18 protein-coding genes are annotated in these 18324 nt (G+C 70.8%); 9 read left to right on the forward strand and 9 right to left on the reverse strand.

The window, feature by feature from the left end; genetic code table 11:
* The first annotated feature begins 2 nt into the window (after positions 1-2).
* Positions 3-416, forward strand: coding sequence for a DUF742 domain-containing protein (locus ACFY1L_RS36645; RefSeq protein WP_388834172.1), 414 nt, complete (start codon positions 3-5; stop codon positions 414-416).
* A 167-nt stretch (positions 417-583) separates the two neighbouring features.
* Positions 584-1189: an ATP/GTP-binding protein gene (locus ACFY1L_RS36650; protein ID WP_388834175.1), complete on the forward strand. Its 606-nt coding sequence runs from the start codon at positions 584-586 to the stop codon at positions 1187-1189.
* 24 nt (positions 1190-1213) lie between these two features.
* Here ACFY1L_RS36650 and ACFY1L_RS36655 read toward each other — a convergent pair whose 3' ends face one another.
* Complete coding sequence (locus ACFY1L_RS36655; RefSeq protein ID WP_388834179.1) at positions 1214-1642, reverse strand: PPOX class F420-dependent oxidoreductase; 429 nt, start codon at positions 1640-1642, stop codon at positions 1214-1216.
* A 94-nt stretch (positions 1643-1736) separates the two neighbouring features.
* Here ACFY1L_RS36655 and ACFY1L_RS36660 point away from each other — a divergent pair, with 94 nt between their 5' ends.
* Both ACFY1L_RS36660 and ACFY1L_RS36665 read left to right on the forward strand, forming a co-directional pair.
* Complete coding sequence (locus ACFY1L_RS36660) at positions 1737-2150, forward strand: roadblock/LC7 domain-containing protein (protein ID WP_388834182.1); 414 nt, start codon at positions 1737-1739, stop codon at positions 2148-2150.
* Between the two features lie 127 nt (positions 2151-2277).
* Positions 2278-3192: a DUF6397 family protein gene (locus tag ACFY1L_RS36665; RefSeq protein ID WP_388834184.1), complete on the forward strand. Its 915-nt coding sequence runs from the start codon at positions 2278-2280 to the stop codon at positions 3190-3192.
* Position 3193: 1 nt separating this feature from the next.
* Here the strand turns inward: ACFY1L_RS36665 and ACFY1L_RS36670 are convergent, their stop codons facing one another.
* Positions 3194-4060 carry an acyl-CoA thioesterase gene (locus ACFY1L_RS36670; protein WP_388834187.1) on the reverse strand — a complete coding sequence of 289 codons (867 nt, stop codon included), beginning with the start codon at positions 4058-4060 and terminating at the stop codon, positions 3194-3196.
* Between the two features lie 37 nt (positions 4061-4097).
* A complete protein-coding gene (locus ACFY1L_RS36675) occupies positions 4098-6611 on the reverse strand; it encodes a DEAD/DEAH box helicase (protein WP_388834190.1) in 2514 nt (837 codons plus the stop codon).
* Between the two features lie 145 nt (positions 6612-6756).
* Here ACFY1L_RS36675 and ACFY1L_RS36680 point away from each other — a divergent pair, with 145 nt between their 5' ends.
* Entirely contained in the window at positions 6757-7551 is a 795-nt protein-coding gene (locus tag ACFY1L_RS36680; protein ID WP_388834193.1) for a metal-dependent hydrolase, read from the forward strand.
* A 78-nt stretch (positions 7552-7629) separates the two neighbouring features.
* Here the strand turns inward: ACFY1L_RS36680 and ACFY1L_RS36685 are convergent, their stop codons facing one another.
* The 4 genes from ACFY1L_RS36685 to ACFY1L_RS36700 all read right to left on the reverse strand — a co-directional run bounded on the left by ACFY1L_RS36685 (position 7630) and on the right by ACFY1L_RS36700 (position 9876).
* Complete coding sequence (locus ACFY1L_RS36685) at positions 7630-7902, reverse strand: type B 50S ribosomal protein L31 (protein WP_388834196.1); 273 nt, start codon at positions 7900-7902, stop codon at positions 7630-7632.
* A 17-nt stretch (positions 7903-7919) separates the two neighbouring features.
* Positions 7920-8390 (reverse strand): DUF5709 domain-containing protein, encoded by a 471-nt coding sequence (locus ACFY1L_RS36690; RefSeq protein WP_388834199.1) that lies wholly within the window; start codon positions 8388-8390, stop codon positions 7920-7922.
* Between the two features lie 252 nt (positions 8391-8642).
* Complete coding sequence (locus ACFY1L_RS36695) at positions 8643-9290, reverse strand: hypothetical protein (protein WP_388834202.1); 648 nt, start codon at positions 9288-9290, stop codon at positions 8643-8645.
* Positions 9274-9876: an RNA polymerase sigma factor gene (locus ACFY1L_RS36700; RefSeq protein ID WP_388834205.1), complete on the reverse strand. Its 603-nt coding sequence runs from the start codon at positions 9874-9876 to the stop codon at positions 9274-9276. Before ACFY1L_RS36700 ends, ACFY1L_RS36695 begins: the two co-directional genes overlap by 17 nt.
* A 104-nt stretch (positions 9877-9980) precedes the next feature.
* Here ACFY1L_RS36700 and ACFY1L_RS36705 point away from each other — a divergent pair, with 104 nt between their 5' ends.
* A complete protein-coding gene (locus ACFY1L_RS36705) occupies positions 9981-10490 on the forward strand; it encodes a hypothetical protein (RefSeq protein ID WP_388834208.1) in 510 nt (169 codons plus the stop codon).
* A gap of 53 nt (positions 10491-10543) precedes the next feature.
* On the opposite strand, the gene ACFY1L_RS36710 is transcribed toward ACFY1L_RS36705, so the two are convergent.
* Positions 10544-12325, reverse strand: a complete 1782-nt coding sequence (locus ACFY1L_RS36710; protein ID WP_388834211.1) for an ABC transporter ATP-binding protein — start codon at positions 12323-12325, stop codon at positions 10544-10546.
* A complete protein-coding gene (locus ACFY1L_RS36715) occupies positions 12322-14118 on the reverse strand; it encodes an ABC transporter ATP-binding protein (protein ID WP_388834214.1) in 1797 nt (598 codons plus the stop codon). The genes ACFY1L_RS36710 and ACFY1L_RS36715 overlap by 4 nt, the downstream gene beginning before the upstream one ends.
* 143 nt (positions 14119-14261) lie before the next feature.
* Here ACFY1L_RS36715 and ACFY1L_RS36720 point away from each other — a divergent pair, with 143 nt between their 5' ends.
* The 3 genes from ACFY1L_RS36720 to ACFY1L_RS36730 all read left to right on the forward strand — a co-directional run bounded on the left by ACFY1L_RS36720 (position 14262) and on the right by ACFY1L_RS36730 (position 18161).
* Positions 14262-14993 (forward strand): L,D-transpeptidase family protein, encoded by a 732-nt coding sequence (locus ACFY1L_RS36720; protein ID WP_388834217.1) that lies wholly within the window; start codon positions 14262-14264, stop codon positions 14991-14993.
* Between the two features lie 57 nt (positions 14994-15050).
* Entirely contained in the window at positions 15051-16643 is a 1593-nt protein-coding gene (locus tag ACFY1L_RS36725) for a peptide-N4-asparagine amidase (protein ID WP_388834220.1), read from the forward strand.
* A gap of 168 nt (positions 16644-16811) precedes the next feature.
* The gene (locus tag ACFY1L_RS36730) at positions 16812-18161 is read left to right on the forward strand and encodes a cation:dicarboxylate symporter family transporter (protein ID WP_388834223.1); all 1350 of its coding nucleotides are present in this window, start codon (positions 16812-16814) and stop codon (positions 18159-18161) included.
* The last annotated feature ends 163 nt before the right edge of the window (positions 18162-18324 follow it).

Consider the following 18324-nt stretch of genomic DNA (forward strand, 5'->3'; position numbering starts at 1 on the left):
GGATGAACGAGGACAGGACCGGCGCCCCGAACGAGCCAGGCAGCCAGTGGTACGACGGCGAGGCCGGGCCCCTGGTGCGCCCGTACGCCATGACGGGCGGCCGCACCAGGCCCGGCCCCAGCGGGGTCCGCTTCGATCTGATCGCCCTCGTCACCCTGGACGCGGGCGCGCCCGGGGCCGACGACGACACCGCGCTCGGCCCGGAACACCGGGCGCTGATCGAACTGTGCCGCACCGAGACCCAGTCGGTCGCGGAGCTGGCCGCGGGCGCCGATCTGCCCGTGGGCGTGGTCCGGGTGCTGCTCGGCGATCTGCTGGAGCTCGGCTGCGTCACGGTCAGCCGTCCGGTGCCGCCCGCGCAGCTTCCTGACGAACGGATTCTGCGCGAGGTGATCGAGGGGCTACGGGCGCTGTAGATGAAAGTTCACAACCATCCGGTCCCATACGGTCCCGATTTGCTCACCCATCCGGACGCCAAAAGGGAACGAGTCGTTCGCATCGGGCGAATAACGGTCCAATCCCTTGGAGAAGGGGCGCAGTTGTCATGATGCTGGTTTGCCGGTACTCCCGAGAGAAGTGATCGATGGTCTCCGAGCACTCCGATGCCCAGGGCGGCGAGTCGGCCGCGCTGGCGTTGAAGATACTGGTCGCCGGCGGATTCGGCGTGGGCAAGACCACCCTGGTGGGCGCGGTCAGCGAGATCAGGCCGCTGCGCACCGAGGAACTGCTCAGCGAGGCCGGTCAGTTGGTGGACGACACGGACGGAGTGGACCAGAAGGTCACGACGACCGTCGCCATGGACTTCGGACGCATCACCATCCGCTCCGGCCTCTCCCTGTACCTCTTCGGCACACCGGGCCAGGACCGCTTCTGGTTCCTGTGGGACGAGCTGTCCCAGGGCGCCCTGGGCGCCGTGGTCCTCGCGGACACCCGGCGGCTGGAGGACTGCTTCCCCGCGGTGGACTACTTCGAGCACCGGCACATCCCGTTCGTGGTGGCCGTCAACTGCTTTGCGGGTGCCCGCGCCTACGGAGCCCAGGACGTCTCGCGCGCCCTCGACCTCGACCGGGGAACGCCGGTGGTGCTGTGCGACGCCCGTGACCGCGACTCCGGGAAGGAGGTGCTGATCCGGCTCGTCGAGTACGCCGGGCGGATGCACACCGCCCGGCTTCTCGACTCGGTCGGCTGACGGGTTGCCGACGGGCCGCCACGGTCAGTTCGCGACGCCCTTCTCCGCCAGCACCTTGTCGATCGCGATGCGTACGAGGAGTTCCCCCGCCACGCCGTTGCGCTCACCGAACTCCTCGGCCCGGTCCTCGCCCATGTACCGCGCCCCGATGCGGGCGGCCCAGTGCCGCAGCTCCCCGAGGTCCTCCGAGATGCGGGCACGGCCCTGCAGCACGACGAAGTCGAAGGGCGGCCGGTCGTCGTCCACGCACAGGGCGGCCCGCCCGTCACGGGTCAGATTCCGCCCCTTCACGCTGGTCTTCGCGGTGTTGAACACCACGTCGTCGCCGTCGAGCACGAACCAGATCGGCGTCACATGGGGACTGCCGTCGGCCCGGACGGTCGACAGCTTCGCGGTGCGGGTGCCGTGCGAGACGAACGCCCGCCATTCCTCATCGGTCATCTTCTGCGCCATGCCCCTATCCTCCTTGCCCGTGCGCCGGTGGGTGGGGAAGGCTGGCGGGAGATCCTCCGGCCAGGGGGAGTCGTCACACGGGGAGACCGGAAACATGGCGCAGAACCAGGGACTTGGCTGGCTGTTGGACGACCTGACCGAGCGCGTCGAACATGTGCGGCACGCGTTGGTGCTGTCCAACGACGGGCTGGTCACGGGCGCGAGCACGGGACTGCGGCGCGAGGACGCCGAGCATCTCGCCGCCGTGTCGTCCGGACTGCACAGCCTGGCCAAGGGCTCGGGACGCCACTTCGGCGCGGGCAGAGTACGCCAGACGATGGTCGAGTTCGACGACGCGGTGCTGTTCGTGACCGCGGCCGGCACCAGCAGCTGCCTGTGCGTGCTCAGCGCTGCGGAGGCCGACATCGGCCAGATCGCCTACGAGATGACCCTGCTCGTCAACCGGGTCGGCGAGAACCTCGACGTGGAGGCCCGCCACCCCGAGCGCACTCCGCTCGCAGACATCTGACCTGCACGTTTGGCCCCTCCCGTGGAGTTATCCACAGGCCTGCCACGAGATCCGCCGAAACGGCTACGGTTTTTTTCCGAGGCCGCGCGGACCGCGCCGGCCGCCTACTCCACGGGGGAGACCAGCCATGTCGGGGAACACCGTCGCCACACCGCACAGCCCCTCCTGCACGCCGAGCCGCGCGGCCCGTGAACTGGGGCTCAAGCGAGGGGAGTTCGACCTCGCAGTGAGCCTCGGCCGGATCCGGACCGTGCCCGACGAAGGGGGCGGGGGCCCGCGTGTCAGCCGCGCCGAACTCGACCGGCTGCGCAGCGAGGAGGGCTTTCCCGAGGTGCTGCAAGAGCGCGTCCGGACCGTGGGCACCAAGGAGGGTGCCGAGCTGCTGGAGGTGCCGCCCGGCAGGTTCACCCGCCTCGCCCGGCTCGGCGTCGTCGTACCGGTGAGGTTCTACCTGAATCGGTATCGGGCCGTGGTCTGGCTGTATCTGGCCGAGGAGCTACGGCAGTTCGCGGCCGACGAGAACAACGGCCCTCTGCTCAGCGGCCGCACACCATCCACACTCCGGGAACAGTTGCAGGAGGGCCTGGACCTGCGGCCCCGCAACTGGCGGGGACGGCATGTCGGGTTCCTGGTGCGGCAGCTGGGCGGGCATCCATGGGCGCACGCGGCTGCCGTGGCGTCCGTGCTGGACCCCATCCAGGTCGCGGAAGTCGTCCAGGACCCTTACGAGCGGCTCCACTTGAGCCGGTTCCAGCCCAAGCCGATCAGCTACGGTGCACCGGGATCGCTCGCCGCACAGCTCACCGAGAACATCACGCGGGCGGACGACCCCGACGAGGTCGGCTGGCTGCGCGCCGACCTTGCCGAGGCGGTCAGCGAGGCGCGCAGGTGCCATCCCGCACCGCGCCCGGCGCCACAGCCGACTGCTGCGACGCCGGAACCGGCCGCACCGACACCGGTTGCGGAACACGAGGCTGCCGCCCCCGAGGAACCGGCACGCCCGCGTGGCCTGCTGGGCCGTCTGCGGCGCCGGAACCCGTGACCTACAGGGCCCGGAACAGACCCTCCTGGACCACGGACACGAGCAGCCGTCCCTCCACGTCGTAGATCCGCCCACGGGCAAGACCCCGGCCGCCGATCGCGATCGGTGACTCCTGGTCGTACAGGAACCACTCGTCCGCGCGGAACGGCCGGTGGAACCACATGGCGTGGTCCAGTGACGCGATGTCGAAGCTGCGCGGTCCCCACAGGGGTTGGACCGGGATGCGGACGGCGTCCAGGAGGGTCATGTCGCTGGCGTAGGTCAGCGCGCAGGTGTGCACGACCGGGTCGTCGCCGAGCGGCCCGACCGCGCGCATCCACACGGCACTGCGCGGCTCGGCGTCCTTGACCTCCTCGGGGGTCCAGCGCAGCCGGTCCACGTAGCGGATGTCGAAGGGCTGTCGGCGCGCCATCCGTTCCAACTGCTCGGGCAGCGCGCCGTGATGCTCCCGGATCTCCTCGGTGACCGTAGGCAGGGACTCCGGGCCAGGGACCTTGCGGGCGGGCGGCAGCTGGTGCTCGAAGGGTCCTTCCTCAGGCTTGTGAAAGGAGGCGGTGAGATTGAAGATCGTGCGGCCCTGCTGCACGGCGGTGACCCGGCGGGTCGTGAACGACCTGCCGTCCCGCACCCGTTCGACCTGGTACACGATGGGCACGCCCGGGCGGCCCGGGCGCAGGAAGTACGCGTGCAGCGAGTGCACCGGACGCTCGCCGTCCGTGGTGCGGGCGGCGGCGACCAGCGCCTGGCCCGCCACCTGCCCGCCGAAGACCCGCTGCAGGGACTCGTGCGGGCTGCGGCCACGGAAGATGTTGACCTCGATCTGCTCCAGGTCGAGCAGGTCGACGAGTCTCTCGGCCGGGTTCGTCATGCGTGGGTTGCTCCTTGGCTCACGGCTGGCCGACGGCTCACAGCTGACCGACGTCGGTGACGCGCACGATGGCGCGGCCCTCGGCGTCGGAGGCCTCGAGATCGATCTCCGCGCTGATGCCCCAGTCATGGTCGTCGTTCGGGTCGTCGAAGATCTGCCGGACGCGCCAGACGCCGTCCTTGGGCGCCTCCTCGATCACGAGCAGCTTGGGGCCGCGCGCGTCGGGGCCGGTGCCGAGGTCGTCGTACTCGTCCCAGTACTTGTCCATCGCCTCGCCCCATGCGTCGGCGTCCCAGCCGGCGTCGGCGTCCATCTCGCCCAGTTCCTCGACCTGGTCGAGGGCGGCGAGTTCGACGCGGCGGAACATGGCGTTGCGGACCAGGACGCGGAAGGCGCGGGCGTTGGAGGTGACCGGCTTGACCTCGTCGGCCTTCTCCTGGGCCTCCTCGGCGGTCATCTCCTCCGGGTTGGCGAGCTGTTCCCACTCGTCCAGCAGGCTGGAGTCGACCTGGCGGACCATCTCGCCGAGCCACTCGATCAGGTCCTGCAGGTCCTCGGACTTCAGGTCGTCCGGGATGTTGTGGTCGAGGGCCTTGTAGGCGCTGGCGAGGTAGCGCAGCACGATGCCCTCGGTGCGGGCCAGCTCGTAGTGGGACACCAACTCCGTGAAGGACAGCGCCCGTTCGTACATGTCGCGGATGACGGACTTCGGCGACAGCGGATGGTCGCCCACCCAGGGGTGGCTCTTGCGGTACGTGTTGTACGCGTGGAAGAGCAGCTCCTCCAGGGGCTTGGGGTAGCTGATGTCCTGGAGGCGCTCCATGCGCTCCTCGTACTCGACGCCGTCCGCCTTCATCGCGGCCACGGCCTCGCCCTTGGCCTTGTTCAGCTGGGCGACGAGGATCTGCCGCGGGTCGTCCAGCGTCGACTCGACGACGGACACCATGTCCAGGGCGTAGGACGGGGATTCCGGGTCGAGGAGCTCGAACGCGGCGAGCGCAAACGTGGACAGCGGCTGGTTGAGGGCGAAGTCCTGCTGCAGGTCCACGGTGAGACGGACGATGCGGCCGGTGGCGTCCGGCTCGTCGAGCTTCTCGACGATGCCGCCGTCCAGCAGCGAGCGGTAGATGGCGATCGCGCGGCGGATGTGCCGCAGCTGTGCCTTGCGCGGCTCGTGGTTGTCCTCCAGCAGATGCCGCATCGCCTCGAAGGCGTTGCCGGGACGGGCGATCACCGACAGCAGCATCGTGTGCGTCACCCGGAAGCGGGACGTCAGCGGCTCCGGGTCGGAGGCGATGAGCTTCTCGAAGGTGTTCTCCGTCCAGCCGACGAAGCCCTCCGGAGCCTTCTTGCGGACCACCTTGCGGCGCTTCTTCGGGTCGTCGCCCGCCTTGGCGAGCGCCTTCTCGTTCTCGACGACGTGCTCCGGCGCCTGGGCGACGACGAAGCCGGCGGTGTCGAAGCCGGCACGTCCGGCGCGGCCGGCGATCTGGTGGAACTCACGGTTGCGCAGCGTGCGGACACGGTTGCCGTCGTACTTGGTCAGGGCCGTGAACAGCACCGTGCGGATGGGAACGTTGACGCCCACACCGAGCGTGTCCGTGCCGCAGATGACCTTCAGCAGACCGGCCTGCGCGAGCTTCTCCACCAGGCGGCGGTACTTGGGCAGCATGCCGGCGTGATGGACGCCGATGCCGTGCCGTACGTAACGGGACAGGTTGCGGCCGAACTTGGTGGTGAAGCGGAAGTTGCCGATCAGCTCGGCGATCTGCTCCTTCTCCTCCTTCGAGCACATGTTGATGCTCATCAGCGCCTGCGCTCGCTCCACGGCCTGCGCCTGCGTGAAGTGCACGATGTACACCGGTGCCTGCCTGGTCTGGAGGAGCTCGGTCAGCGTCTCCGTGAGCGGGGTGAACCTGTACTCGTAGGAGAGCGGCACCGGACGGGTCGCCGAGCGGACCACGGCCGTCGGGCGGCCGGTCCGGCGGGTGAGGTCCTTCTCGAACATCGAGACGTCGCCGAGCGTGGCCGACATCAGAATGAACTGCGCCTGCGGCAGCTCCAGGATCGGGATCTGCCAGGCCCAGCCGCGGTCCCCCTCCGCGTAGAAGTGGAACTCGTCCATCACGACCTGGCCGACGTCCGCCTGCTTGCCGTCCCGCAACGCGATCGACGCCAGCACCTCGGCGGTGCAGCAGATGACCGGGGCGTCGGCGTTGACCGACGCGTCGCCGGTGAGCATGCCGACGTTCTCGGTGCCGAAGATCTTGCACAGCTCGAAGAACTTCTCCGAGACCAGCGCCTTGATCGGGGCCGTGTAGAAGGTGACCTCGTCACGGGCCAGGGCGGCGAAGTGTGCAGCCGCCGCGATCATGCTCTTGCCGGAGCCGGTGGGCGTCGACACGATCACGTTCGCGCCGGAGACCACCTCGATCAGCGCCTCCTCCTGGTGGGGATAGAGCGTGAGACCGCGCTCCTCGGCCCACGACTCGAAGGCTTCGTAGAGGGCGTCGGGGTCGGCGGTCGGCGGCAGCTGATCGATGAGTGTCACGGACCCATCTTGCCTGGCGTCCTCACCTATAGGGGAATCGGTTGCCGGGGCGAAGATCACGACCAGTACGCTGTGTCGCCGACGGAGCGTCAGCGCACCCGGTCAACTGGACAGCGGCACAAGAGGAATGGGCAGGGCAACGGCCATGATGGGACCAGCACACTCACTGTCGGGAGCCGCCGCCTGGCTCGGCGTCGGTGCCGCGGCCGCCGCGGCCGGGCACCCGATGCCCTGGCCGGTCATCCTGGTCGGCGCGCTGATCTGCGCGGGAGCCGCACTCGCCCCGGACCTGGACCACAAGGCGGCCACCATCTCGAGGGCCTTCGGCCCCCTGTCGCGCGGGCTGTGCGAGATCGTCGACAAGCTCTCCTACGCCGTCTACAAGGCGACGAAGAAGCAGGGCGACCCGCGTCGCTCCGGCGGCCACCGCACCCTCACCCACACCTGGCTGTGGGCGGTGCTGATCGGTGCCGGTACGTCGGTCGTCGCCATCACCGGTGGCCGCTGGGCGGTGCTCGCCATCCTCTTCGTCCACATGGTGCTGGCCATCGAGGGCCTGCTGTGGCGGGCGGCCCGGGGCTCCAGCAGCGACGTCCTGGTCTGGCTGCTGGCCGCGACCAGCGCATGGATCCTCGCCGGGATACTGGACAAGCCGGGCAACGGCTCGGACTGGCTGTTCACCCAGCCGGGCCAGGAGTACCTGTGGCTGGGACTGCCGATCGTGCTGGGCGCGATAGTGCACGACATCGGGGACGCACTGACGGTGTCCGGCTGCCCGGTCCTGTGGCCGATCCCGGTGGGCCGCAAGCGCTGGTACCCGATCGGCCCGCCGAAGGTCATGCGGTTCCGGGCCGGCAGCTGGGTCGAGCTCAAGGTGCTGATGCCGGCGTTCATGCTGCTCGGCGGAGTGGGCTGCGCGGCCGCGCTGAACTACATCTGACGGGCGGGGCCCCGCCGCATCCGACCGGCAGGGCTCCCCCGAGGGAGGAGCCCGGCGCCCGGGGGAGCGCCGCAGCGGTCAGCCCGCGCCGCCCGGACCCTGGCCCGCCCCGCCGCCGTAGCGCCGCTCGAACTGCGCGATGCGGCCCTCCGAGTCCACCGTGCGCGCCTTGCCGGTGTAGAAGGGGTGGCTCTCCGAGGAGATCTCCACGTCCACGACCGGGTAGGTCTCGCCGTCGTCCCACTGGATGGTCTGATCGCTGGTCGCGGTGGACCGGGTCAGAAACGCGTATCCGGCGGCTCGGTCGCGGAAGACGACCTCGTGGTAGTCGGGGTGCTTGTCCTGCTGCATGCGTGCTCCTTGACAGGTCAGCCGGACAGGGCGTCCTCGTCGACGATGTGCATCGCGGCCTCCTCGGCGGAGGCGGCCGCACCGTCGATACCCACGTCCGTGGCGATCAGCGCGCTCTCCTCGTCCTCGTGCGCCCCTTCGTCGGGGGCCACGAGACGGCCGGAGCGGACGGCGCCGACCTCGTTGTCCAGGAGTTCGCCGTCGGTGCCCTCGCAGTCGCCGAGGTCGTCGCCCTCGGGCGCGACCAGGTCCGGCAGCTCCTCGGCGAGCCGCTCGTCCAGCGTCTCGCCACGGTGTCGGACCGCCGCCGTCACATCGGCGCGCTCCACCGCCCATGGTCTCTCCGGAGGGGACCAGCCGCGGTCGAGGGGGTCGCCGACACCGTCGTTCTCCAAGGTGTCCTCGACGTCCAGCAGTCCCGAGTCCTCCTGGATCTCGGACCCGTCGGGCTGGTAGACGTCGTCTCCCCATCCGTCGGCGCTGTTCACGGGTACCTCCAGGTGATGGGGACGGGCCCGTTCCTCACCGCGCCGGGCGTCGGGTCGCCGTACGCGGAGCACAGGCCACGCCCGGGAGGGACCGTCGGTCCCGGAGGCGTTCCCCGAGCCGGTGCCGTTATCCAGCCTTCCACCCCTTTTCGGGACAGCGCAACGGCACGGAGCAAGGAGGTGGTCAACGCCCAGGACACCGGCCTGTGGGGACCGGCCCATGGGGCCGTCCGGTGTGCCGCGGAACCTGCGTCAGCCGTGCAGGGCGGCCGACGACCAGACGTGGCCGTCGTCCGTGACCAGTTCGACGCGGTCGACGGCGTCGGCCGATCCGTAGGCGATCCAGGTGGCCCGACCGGATGCCGGCATCCACCATTGGCCGGCCTCGCGGGTGGAGCCGTCCTTCAGCAGGAGCCGGCAGGTGTACCGGGTGCCGGGCTTGCCGGCCGTGATCTGCATGACCATCACGCGCTCGTCGCCGGCGCGGCTCGGTTCCACGGTGCCGACCCTCGCGCCCGAGCCGGTGACCAGCACGGCGCCGTGATCGCTCGCGGACACCGTGACCGGGGCCGACTCGTGGTGGAGGAGTACGGCGCCGACGCCGCCCAGCCCGAGTCCGGCCGCGGCGGCAGCGGCGACCAGCAGCGGAACACGGTACGACCGCCGCACCGCAGCGGGCCGCCGCAGTTCCAGGCGATCGAGGACCCGGGCGTCGAAGCCGGGCGGGGCCGTGACCGCGGGGGCCGCCGGCAGCAGCGCGTCGACGGCCGCGGACAGGTCGTCGTAGGCCGAGCGGCAGGTCGTGCAGGCGGTGAGGTGGCGCAGCAGTTCCGCCGGTTCGCCGGGGAGGGTGCCGAGGGCGAGGGCGGTCAGTTCGTCCTCGTCAGGGTGGCGTTCCATCGCGGCTTCCCTCCTTCAGTGCATCGCGCAGCCTGCGCAGGCCGGTGCGGATGCGGGTCTTGGCGGTGCCCAGCGGGATGTTTTCGTGCCGGCCCACCTCGGCGGCGGTGCAGCCGCCGAGCACGGCGAGCGCGACCGCGCGGGCCTGCTCGACGGGCAGGGTCCGCAGCCGGGCGAGGGCACGCTCGCTCTCCAGGGCGACCAGGGCCTGCCGCTCCGTGCCGTCGGAGTCGTTCTCGGCCCGCAGGGTCACGTCCAGGAGCCGCTCCATGGTCTCGGCCAGGACGGGAGTGGAGCGCCGTGCCCGGACGGCGTCGATCGCGGTGTTGCGGGTGATGGTCAGCAGCCAGGTGAGCGCCGAGGCCCGCCGGGCGTCGTAGTTGCCCGCCGCGCGCCAGGCCCGTACGAACACCTCCTGGCTCACGTCCTCGGCGAGTACCGGATCGCGGGTCACCGACAGGGCCAGGCCGTACACCGCGTCCTGGAAGCGGCGGACGAAGGCGACCGCCGCCTGTTCGTCGCCCAGAGCAAACCCGGCGACGAGCGAGGCGTCGTCGACCCGGTGCGTGCGCGGGAACAGCTCCACGCCCTTGTGTACGTATGGGAGTGTCGAAGGGATTGAAAGAAAACCACCCCAATCCATCGAGACCGCTCGCCCGTACAACCTCCGTCAGGAAGGACGGAGAGATCATGAGGCGATACAGCATCACCGTGGCAGGGTTTGCACTCGCGGCACTGGCGATCGCCGGCTGCGGCGGCGGGGGCGGCGGTAGCCAGAACGGCAGCCAGGCAGCGGCGGCCATGGACACCTCCACCATCAGGACGAGCCACTCGCCGGTGGGAGACATCCTCGTCGACGGCAGCGGACGCACGCTGTACCTGTTCACCGAGGACGGCAGGAACACGAACTCGATGAACTGCGACGCCGCGTGCATCAAGCTGTGGCCGCGCATGGAGGGCAGGCCGCACGCGGGCGCCGGCGTCGACGCGAGCCTCATCGGCGCCACGAAGGGCGCGGTCAAGGCGCAGGTGACGTATGCCGGGCACCCGCTGTACTACTACGCAAAGGACCGGGCGGCCGGTGATCTCAAGGGTCAGGGCATCGACAAGATCTGGTACGTCCTGAACGCCAAGGGCACGGCGATCAAGAAGGCCGCCCCGGCGTCGAGCACCAACAGCAACGGCGGCTACGGCTACTGACCCGGCCGGGAGCCGCCGCAGGGCAGCCCCCGACCGGCCCGAGGTTCAGTGGCTCACCCGTGCCAGGACCGCCACAGCGCCGCATACGCCCCGTCCGCCGCGACCAGCTCGTGGTGGCTGCCCAGCTCGCTGATGCGGCCGTTCTCCACGACGGCGATGACGTCGGCGTCGTGGGCGGTGTGCAGCCGGTGGGCGATGGCTACCACCGTGCGGCCCTCGAGGACCCGGGCGAGGGACCGCTCCAGGTGGCGGGCCGCACGCGGGTCCAGCAGCGAGGTCGCCTCGTCCAGGACCAGTGTGTGCGGGTCGGCCAGCACCAGACGGGCCAGAGCGATCTGCTGGGCCTGGGCCGGGGTGAGCGCCACTCCGCCCGAGCCGACCTCGGTGTCCAGGCCGTCGTCCAGTGCCCGCGCCCAGCCGTCGGCGTCGACCGCGCCCAGCGCTGCCCACAGCTCGGCGTCCACGGCGTCGGTCCGGGCGAGCAGGAGGTTGTCGCGCAGGGAGCCCACGAAGACGTGGTGTTCCTGGTTGACCAGGGCGACGTGGGAGCGGACGCGTTCGGCGGGCATCCGGGACAGTTCCGCACCGCCGAGGGTGATGCGGCCGGCCCGGGGCGCGTAGATGCCGGCGAGCAGCCTGCCCAGGGTGGACTTGCCCGCGCCCGAGGGGCCGACCAGTGCCAGCCGGGTGCCGGGCGCGACCTCCAGGGAGACCTTGCGCAGCACGTCCACGCCCTCCCGATAGCCGAAGTGCACCCGGTCCGCGTGGACGTCGCGTCCGTCGGGGGCGAGGGACTCCTCACCGGCCTCCGGTTCGATGTCCCGCACTCCGACCAGGCGGGCCAGCGACACCTGGGCCACCTGCAGCTCGTCGTACCAGCGCAGGATCAGGTTCACCGGGTCGACGAGCATCTGCGCGATGAGCGCGCCCGTCGTCAGCTGGCCCACCCCGATCCAGCCCTGCAGCACGAACCAACCGCCGATCATCAGCACCGAGGCGAGGACCGTGACATGAGTGAGGTTGATGACCGGGAACAGCACCGACCGCAGATACAGCGTGTAGCGCTCCCATGCCGTCCACTCCTTGACCCGCCGCTCCGACAGGTCGATGCGGCGGCCGCCGAGGCGGTGGGCCTCGACGGTGCGTCCGGCGTCGACGGTCTCGGCGAGAGCGGCGGCCACGGCGGCGTACCCGGCGGCCTCCGAGCGGTAGGCGGACGGCGCCCGCTTGAAGTACCAGCGGCAGCCGACCACCAGCAACGGCACGGCGACCAGGACGGCGGGCGCCAGCGGCGGCACCGTGACGACGAGCCCGCCGATCAGCAGCACCGCCCACACCACGCCGATCGCCAGCTGCGGCACGGCCTCGCGCATCGCGTTGGCGAGCCGGTCGATGTCAGTCGTGATCCGGGACAGCAGATCGCCCGTGCCCGCCCGCTCCAGCACACCCGGCGGCAGTCCGACCGACCGTACGAGGAAGTCCTCGCGCAGGTCGGCCAGCATCCGCTCGCCGAGCATCGCCCCGCGCAGCCGTACCTCCCGCACGAACACGGCCTGGACGAGCAGCGCGAGCACGAACAGACCGGCGGTGAGCGGCAGATGAAGCTCACGCGCATGGTCCGACACCCGCTCCACGAGGCCGCCCAGCAGCCACGGGCCCGCCATCGAAGCGACCACGGACACCGTGTTGACGGCGATGAGGACCAGGAAGGCGCGCCGGTGCCGTTGGAACAGTTCGGCCACATAGGCGCGTACGGTCGCGGGGGCGCCGACCGGCAGGGTGTTCGCCGTCGTCGGGGCCGCCGGGTCGTACGCCGGTGGCGCCACGCCGATCATGCCGTCTCCTCGATCTCTTGCAGTTCGTCCAGTTCGTCGAGCACGCCGCTCAGGGCGGTCTCCTCCTCGGTCTCACGGGTCACCACGGCCCGGTACCGGGGATCGGTGTGCACCAGTTCGCGGTGCACACCGACCGCCGTGACCTCGCCCTCGTGCACCAGGACGACCCGGTCGGCGCGGTCCAGCAGCAGGGGCGAGGAGGTGAACACCACCGTCGTGCGCCCCTCGCGCAGCTCCCGCACACCCGCCGCGATCCGCGCCTCCGTGTGCGAGTCCACGGCGGAGGTCGGTTCGTCCAGGACCAGCACCTCCGGGTCGGTGACCAGCGAACGGGCCAGCGCGAGCCGTTGCCGCTGCCCGCCGGACAGGGACCGGCCGCGCTCGGTGATCCGCGCGTCCATCGGGTCCTCGGCGTCCAACGACCCCTGGGCGAGCGCCTCCAGGACGTCCCCGCACTGCGCGGCCGCCAGCGCCTCGGCCGCGCCGACCTCGCCCGAGGCGGGCACGTCGAGCAGCTCGCGCAGCGAACCGGACAGCAGCACCGGGTCCTTGTCCTGGACGAGGACGGTCCTGCGGGCGGAGTCGAGCGGCAGCTCGTCGAGCGGTACGCCGCCCAGCAGGACCGCGGTGCCCTCCTCCGCCGGGTGCCCGCCCAGCCGTTCGGCCAGCCGGCCCGCCGCGTCCGGGTCGCCGCACACCACGGCGGTCAGCCGGCCCGCGGGCGCGAGCAGGCCGGTCGCCGGGTCGTACAGGTCCCCGGAGGGGACGTCGGCCGGGCGCGAACCCCCGGTGTCCGTGGCCCGCTCCAGCGACAGCACACGCGCCGCCCGCTTGGCAGAGGGCCGTGAGAAGGAGTACGCCATGGCGATCTCCTCGAAGTGCCGCAGCGGATAGGTCAGGACCATCACCGAGCTGTAGACGGTGACCAGTTCACCGACGGTGATCCGGCCCTGCCGGGCCAGATGGACGCCGTACCAGACGACCGCGATCATCAGCAGACCCGGCAGCAGCACCTGGATCGCGGAGATCACGGACCACATGCGGGCGCTGCGCACGGCCGCGTGGCGGACCTCCTGCGAGGCGCGGCGGTAGCGGTCGAGGAACAGCTCCTCGCCGCCGATGCCGCGCAGCACGCGCAGGCCGGCCACGGTGTCGGAGGCCAGTTCGGTGGCCCGCCCCGCCTTCTCGCGCTGGAAGTCGGCCCGCCGGGTGGCCCGCGGCAGCAGTGGCAACACCGCGACCGCCAGGACGGGCAGACCCGCGGCGACGACCACGCCGAGCGCCGGCTGGTAGACGACCAGCGCGACGCAGACCAGCACGACGGTCACCGCGGCCGCGGTGAAGCGGGAGACGGCCTCCACGAACCAGCCGATCTTCTCGACGTCACCGGTGGAGACGGCCACGACCTCGCCGGCCGCGACCCGCCGGGTCAGTGCCGAACCCAGCACCGCGGCCTTGCGGGCGAGCAGTTGCTGCACACGGGCGGCGGCCGTGATCCAGTTGGTCACCGCGGTCCGGTGCAGGAAGGTGTCGCCCAGCGCGACGCACACGCCGACCAGCACCATCAGCCCGCCCGTCAGCGCCAGACGCCTGCCGGAACGATCCACCACGGCCTGCACGGCGAGGCCCACGCAGAACGGCAGCGCGGAGACCGCGACGAAGTGCAACAGCCCCCAGGCCAGCGCCTTGAACTGGCCGCCCAGCTGATTCCGGCCCAGCCACCACAGGAATCGGGGACCCGAACGCGCGTCCGGCACGCCCGGATCGGGATACGGAAGATCTTGAATCTGCATGACGACTGACGTCCCAGTGGCTCGTGTCAGGGGGTGGAGGGAGCCGCGAACGGCGGCAGCAAACCGTGCAAGGTTCGCTTCGGAGAGTGGTCGGAGGCAAACGGTTTTCTGCGCGCGGTACGAGCGCGGTACAAAATGGGGCGATGCGAAAGATTGGCGCACCGCGTTCGGCGGCCGTGTTGGCGGCTCTGGGAACCCTTCTCGCGACGGCGGCCTGCGCAGGCGCGCAGGAGGACAGGGGCGATACGGCAGGGGGAGCCAAGTCGGGTGCCACGCACGTGAGCAGGGCCGACCCCACCCGCATCCCGGACGTCGGCGACCGACTGCAGCGCCGGATCCCCGCCGACTCCCGCCAGGTCGTGGCGGTCTACGGCGCCGGCCGGGACTCCGCCGACTCCACGGTCGTGCTCTACACGAAGCGCGGCTCCACCTGGGACCGCAACCGCAGCTGGCCCGCGCACAACGGCAAGAAGGGCTGGACCGCCGACCACCACGAGGGCGACAAGCGCAGCCCGATCGGTGTGTTCACGCTGACCGACGCGGGCGGCGTGCTCGCCGACCCCGGTGCCCGGCTCCCGTACACGCGCTCCGCCACCTTCGCGGCCCCGCGCTGGTGGGCCGAGTCGCACTGGCACGACTTCGACTACGTCATCGCCATCGACTACAACCGCGTCAAGGGCCGCCCGCCCAACGACCCGACCCGCCCCGAGGGCGCCGCCAAGGGCGGCAGCATCTGGCTGCACATGGACCACGGCAGCGGTACGTCGGCCTGCGTCAGCCTGTCCAAGCCGGCAATGGCGTACCTGCTCCGCACGATCGACCCGGCTGGGCATCCCGTGGTGGTGATGGGGGACAGGGCGGACCTGAAGACCTAGCACCCACGCAGGACGCCTCATTGTCAGGGGTGGCCAACTCCCCGTAGAACACCGGCCATGAAGAGACGGATAGTCATGTCCATGCTCGCCGGGGCGACCCTCCTGGCGAGCACCCTCCTCGGGGCGGCACCGGCCCAGTCCGCCGACGTGCCCGCCGAGTTCGGCTCCGACTGGCACGACCCGGTGACCGCGGCCCCGCCCGTCGACAAGCCCTCCGGCAGGTCCTGCCGAGTCACCCTCGCCGAGGCCCAGTTCAGGGACTTCACCCCGTACAAGGGCACGTACACACCGCCCGACGGCTGCGGCGACCGCTGGAGCAAGGTGGTGCTGCGCCTCGACGGCAAGGTCAAGGGGCGGCAGTTCGACCGGCTCGGCTATCTGCATGTCGGCGGGGTCGAGATCCTCCGTACGTCCACCCCCGAGCCCTCGCCCGACGGCATCGAGTGGTCCGTCGAGAAGGACGTCACCCGCTACAGCGACACCTTCCGCGGCAAGCAGGACGTCGAGATGCTCATCGGCAACGTCGTCGACGACACGTACACGGGCGTGATCGACGTCAAGGTCACGCTGACCTTCTATGCCGGGAAGCCGGCCGCGACCCCCGACAAGGTCCTCACCCTCGGCGACGGCGGCACCCTCACCACGCCTCGCAACAGCGAACGCATCCTCGCCGAGGTGTACGCCACCGGATCGGGCGGCGGCTGCGAGGAGTTCTGGTACCTGGCGGTGCCCGACTCCGCGCCGTACTCCTGCCAGGCCGGCGACGGGCCGTACCGCGAAGTGCAGATCAAGGTGGACGGTCAACTGGCCGGAATCGCCGCGCCGTTCCCGCACGTGTGGACCGGGGGATGGTCCAACCCCTTTCTCTGGTACGTCGTTCCGGGCCCCCGCGCCTTCGACGTCAAGCCGATCGAATACGACCTGACGCCCTTCGCCGGGATCCTCAATGACGGCCGCCCGCACAAGGTCGAGGTCTCGGTCGTCGGCGTCCCCGAGGGGCAGAGCGGCTGGAGCGCTCCCGTGAACGTCCTCGTCCGGCAGGACGCCAAGCGTGCGCAGGTCACCGGGAAGCTCACTCGGCTCGAGGCGGGCGAGCTCGCGAACTCCTCGACGTACACGGCCGGTTCGCCGCATCGCGTGGATACCGGGGCCGGTCACCGGTTGACCGTCGCCGGCTACGTCGACACCTCGCACGGCCGCGTGACGACCACCGTCAGTCGCACCCTCGCCAACAACTCGGTCCACCGGTGGACCGACGGCGAGAACGTCGACGGACTCGACGCCACCTGGACCGACGACGAGTCGGTCACGGTCGACGGACGCGGACCGGCCCGTACGACGGCCACGCACCGGACGTACACGATGAACGGCACGACCACGCTCGGCGACGACGCCCGGCTGCGCACCGAGTTGGCCCTCGGCGACCGGGCCGCGGTCGTCGAGTCGCGCGGCGGCCGGCGGACGGACTGGTACCGGCTCGACGACACGGTCACCGGTGACGCCACGTGGACGACGGGCGTGCCCCGCGACCAGCGGCACGCGGTCGGTACGACGAGCGAGCGGTACCGGTTGTACGGCTCGGCGGGCTGCTACGACCGCTCCCTGACCGCTGTGCAGGGGGTGCTCACGGAGGAACGCGACCACTGCTGAGGCCAGTTGTGTGCGATGCGTCACACGGGGCGTGATTTACATGTCCGCAACACGGAGGTTGCTGCAGGGATCAACAGCGCCCCGAAAGTGATCGTCACGGAATGCGCTTTCCGTATCGCAGAAGTCCCCACGGCTTCTGTCGTGTTGACGTCCCCACTAGGAGTGCCCGTGCCGCCGTCCGTCCCGTCCGCCCCGCGACGCGTCGCACACATACTGCGTACCTCACTGTTCGCGCAGGTTCTCTGCGCGCTGGTCCTCGGAATCGTCGTAGGAAAGCTGTGGCCCGACGTGGCCACGGATCTCCAGCCGCTCGGCGACGGTTTCACCCGCCTCATCAAGACGATCATCTCCCCGCTCGTGTTCTGTGTGGTCGTCGTGGGCATCGCCAAGGCCGGCGACCTGAAGGCGTTCGGCCGGATCGGGCTCAAGGCCCTGATCTGGTTCGAGGTCGCGAGCACGCTCGCCCTGCTCATCGGGCTGATCGCCGCCAACGTCGTCCAGCCCGGCTCGGGGATGCACGTCGACCCGTCCACGCTGAGCACCAAGGCGGTCGACGCGAAGACGGGCGGCGGCTCGCTGCCCTCGACCACCGAGTTCGTCCTGAACGCGCTGCCGACCAGCTTCATCGGCGCCTTCGCCGAGAACTCCCTGCTCCAGGTGCTCATCCTGGCCTGCCTGGTGGGCGCCGCGCTGCTGCACCTCGGCCACACCAAGGTGCCGCAGGTGCTGCCCGCCATCGAGCAGGCCCAGGAGATCATCTTCGCGATCGTCGGCTTCGTCATGCGACTCGCGCCGATCGCGGTGTTCGGCGCCATGGCCGTCCTGATCGGCCAGTACGGACTCGGCGTCGTCGAGACCTACGCCAAGCTGATCATCCTGTGCTACGTCGCCGCCGCGCTGTTCGTCGCGCTGCTCGCCGTCGCCCTTCGCTTGGTCACCGGGCTCAGTCTCTGGAAGTTCCTGCGCTACATCCGCGAGGAGATGCTGCTCGCGCTCGGCACCGCGTCCACCGAGTCGGTCATGCCGCGCGTGATGCAGAAGCTGCGCAAGGCCGGGGCCCGCGACGACGCGGTGGGCCTGGTGCTGCCCACCGGCTACTCCTTCAACCTCGACGGCGCCTCGCTCTACCTCTCCATCGGCACCCTGTTCATCGCCCAGGCCGTGGGCGTCGACCTCAGCCTGAGCCAGCAGATCACCGTGGTCCTGGTCCTGATGCTGACCAGCAAGGGCATGGCGGGCATCCCCGGCTCGGCCTTCCTCGCCCTGTCCGCGACGGCCTCGTCCCTGGGCGCGATCCCCGCCGGTGCCGTCGCCCTGCTGCTGGGCGTGGACCGCATCATGGACTCGATGCGCGTGGTGACGAACCTGCTGGGCAACTGCGTCGCGGTGTTCGCGGTGTCCCGCTGGGAGAACGCGCTGGATCTGGAGCGGGCGAAGAAGGTTCTGGACGGCGAGGTCGTCGCCGAGGGTGAGGAGGAGACCTCGGCACCGCAGGCGACGGCGCCTGTCGCCCAATAGCTCGGTGCGTCCTGTTCGCGGGCGGCTGCGGGTGGTTCGTGGCTGGTCGCGGGGGTGCCCCCCCCCCCCGCGGGGGGCGGGGGCCCGGGCGGCCCACCCCCCCAAAAACCCCCCCCCCCCCCCGCCCGCGCCGCCCCCCCCCAACCCCCCCCCCCCCCCCCCC

Origin of the sequence: Streptomyces sp. NPDC001663 (genome assembly GCF_042893105.1) — a bacterium.
GTDB lineage: Bacteria > Actinomycetota > Actinomycetes > Streptomycetales > Streptomycetaceae > Streptomyces.

Excerpts from the sequence above, each read along its gene's own strand:
- ACFY1L_RS36645 (WP_388834172.1), top strand. The coding sequence starts at position 3 with ATGAACGAGGACAGGACCGGCGCCCCGAACGAGCCAGGCAGCCAGTGG.
- ACFY1L_RS36650 (WP_388834175.1), top strand. The coding sequence starts at position 584 with ATGGTCTCCGAGCACTCCGATGCCCAGGGCGGCGAGTCGGCCGCGCTG.
- ACFY1L_RS36655 (WP_388834179.1), bottom strand. The coding sequence starts at position 1,642 with ATGGCGCAGAAGATGACCGATGAGGAATGGCGGGCGTTCGTCTCGCAC.
- ACFY1L_RS36660 (WP_388834182.1), top strand. The coding sequence starts at position 1,737 with ATGGCGCAGAACCAGGGACTTGGCTGGCTGTTGGACGACCTGACCGAG.
- ACFY1L_RS36665 (WP_388834184.1), top strand. The coding sequence starts at position 2,278 with ATGTCGGGGAACACCGTCGCCACACCGCACAGCCCCTCCTGCACGCCG.
- ACFY1L_RS36670 (WP_388834187.1), bottom strand. The coding sequence starts at position 4,060 with ATGACGAACCCGGCCGAGAGACTCGTCGACCTGCTCGACCTGGAGCAG.
- ACFY1L_RS36680 (WP_388834193.1), top strand. The coding sequence starts at position 6,757 with ATGATGGGACCAGCACACTCACTGTCGGGAGCCGCCGCCTGGCTCGGC.
- ACFY1L_RS36685 (WP_388834196.1), bottom strand. The coding sequence starts at position 7,902 with ATGCAGCAGGACAAGCACCCCGACTACCACGAGGTCGTCTTCCGCGAC.
- ACFY1L_RS36695 (WP_388834202.1), bottom strand. The coding sequence starts at position 9,290 with ATGGAACGCCACCCTGACGAGGACGAACTGACCGCCCTCGCCCTCGGC.
- ACFY1L_RS36705 (WP_388834208.1), top strand. The coding sequence starts at position 9,981 with ATGAGGCGATACAGCATCACCGTGGCAGGGTTTGCACTCGCGGCACTG.
- ACFY1L_RS36710 (WP_388834211.1), bottom strand. The coding sequence starts at position 12,325 with ATGATCGGCGTGGCGCCACCGGCGTACGACCCGGCGGCCCCGACGACG.
- ACFY1L_RS36715 (WP_388834214.1), bottom strand. The coding sequence starts at position 14,118 with ATGCAGATTCAAGATCTTCCGTATCCCGATCCGGGCGTGCCGGACGCG.
- ACFY1L_RS36720 (WP_388834217.1), top strand. The coding sequence starts at position 14,262 with ATGCGAAAGATTGGCGCACCGCGTTCGGCGGCCGTGTTGGCGGCTCTG.
- ACFY1L_RS36725 (WP_388834220.1), top strand. The coding sequence starts at position 15,051 with ATGAAGAGACGGATAGTCATGTCCATGCTCGCCGGGGCGACCCTCCTG.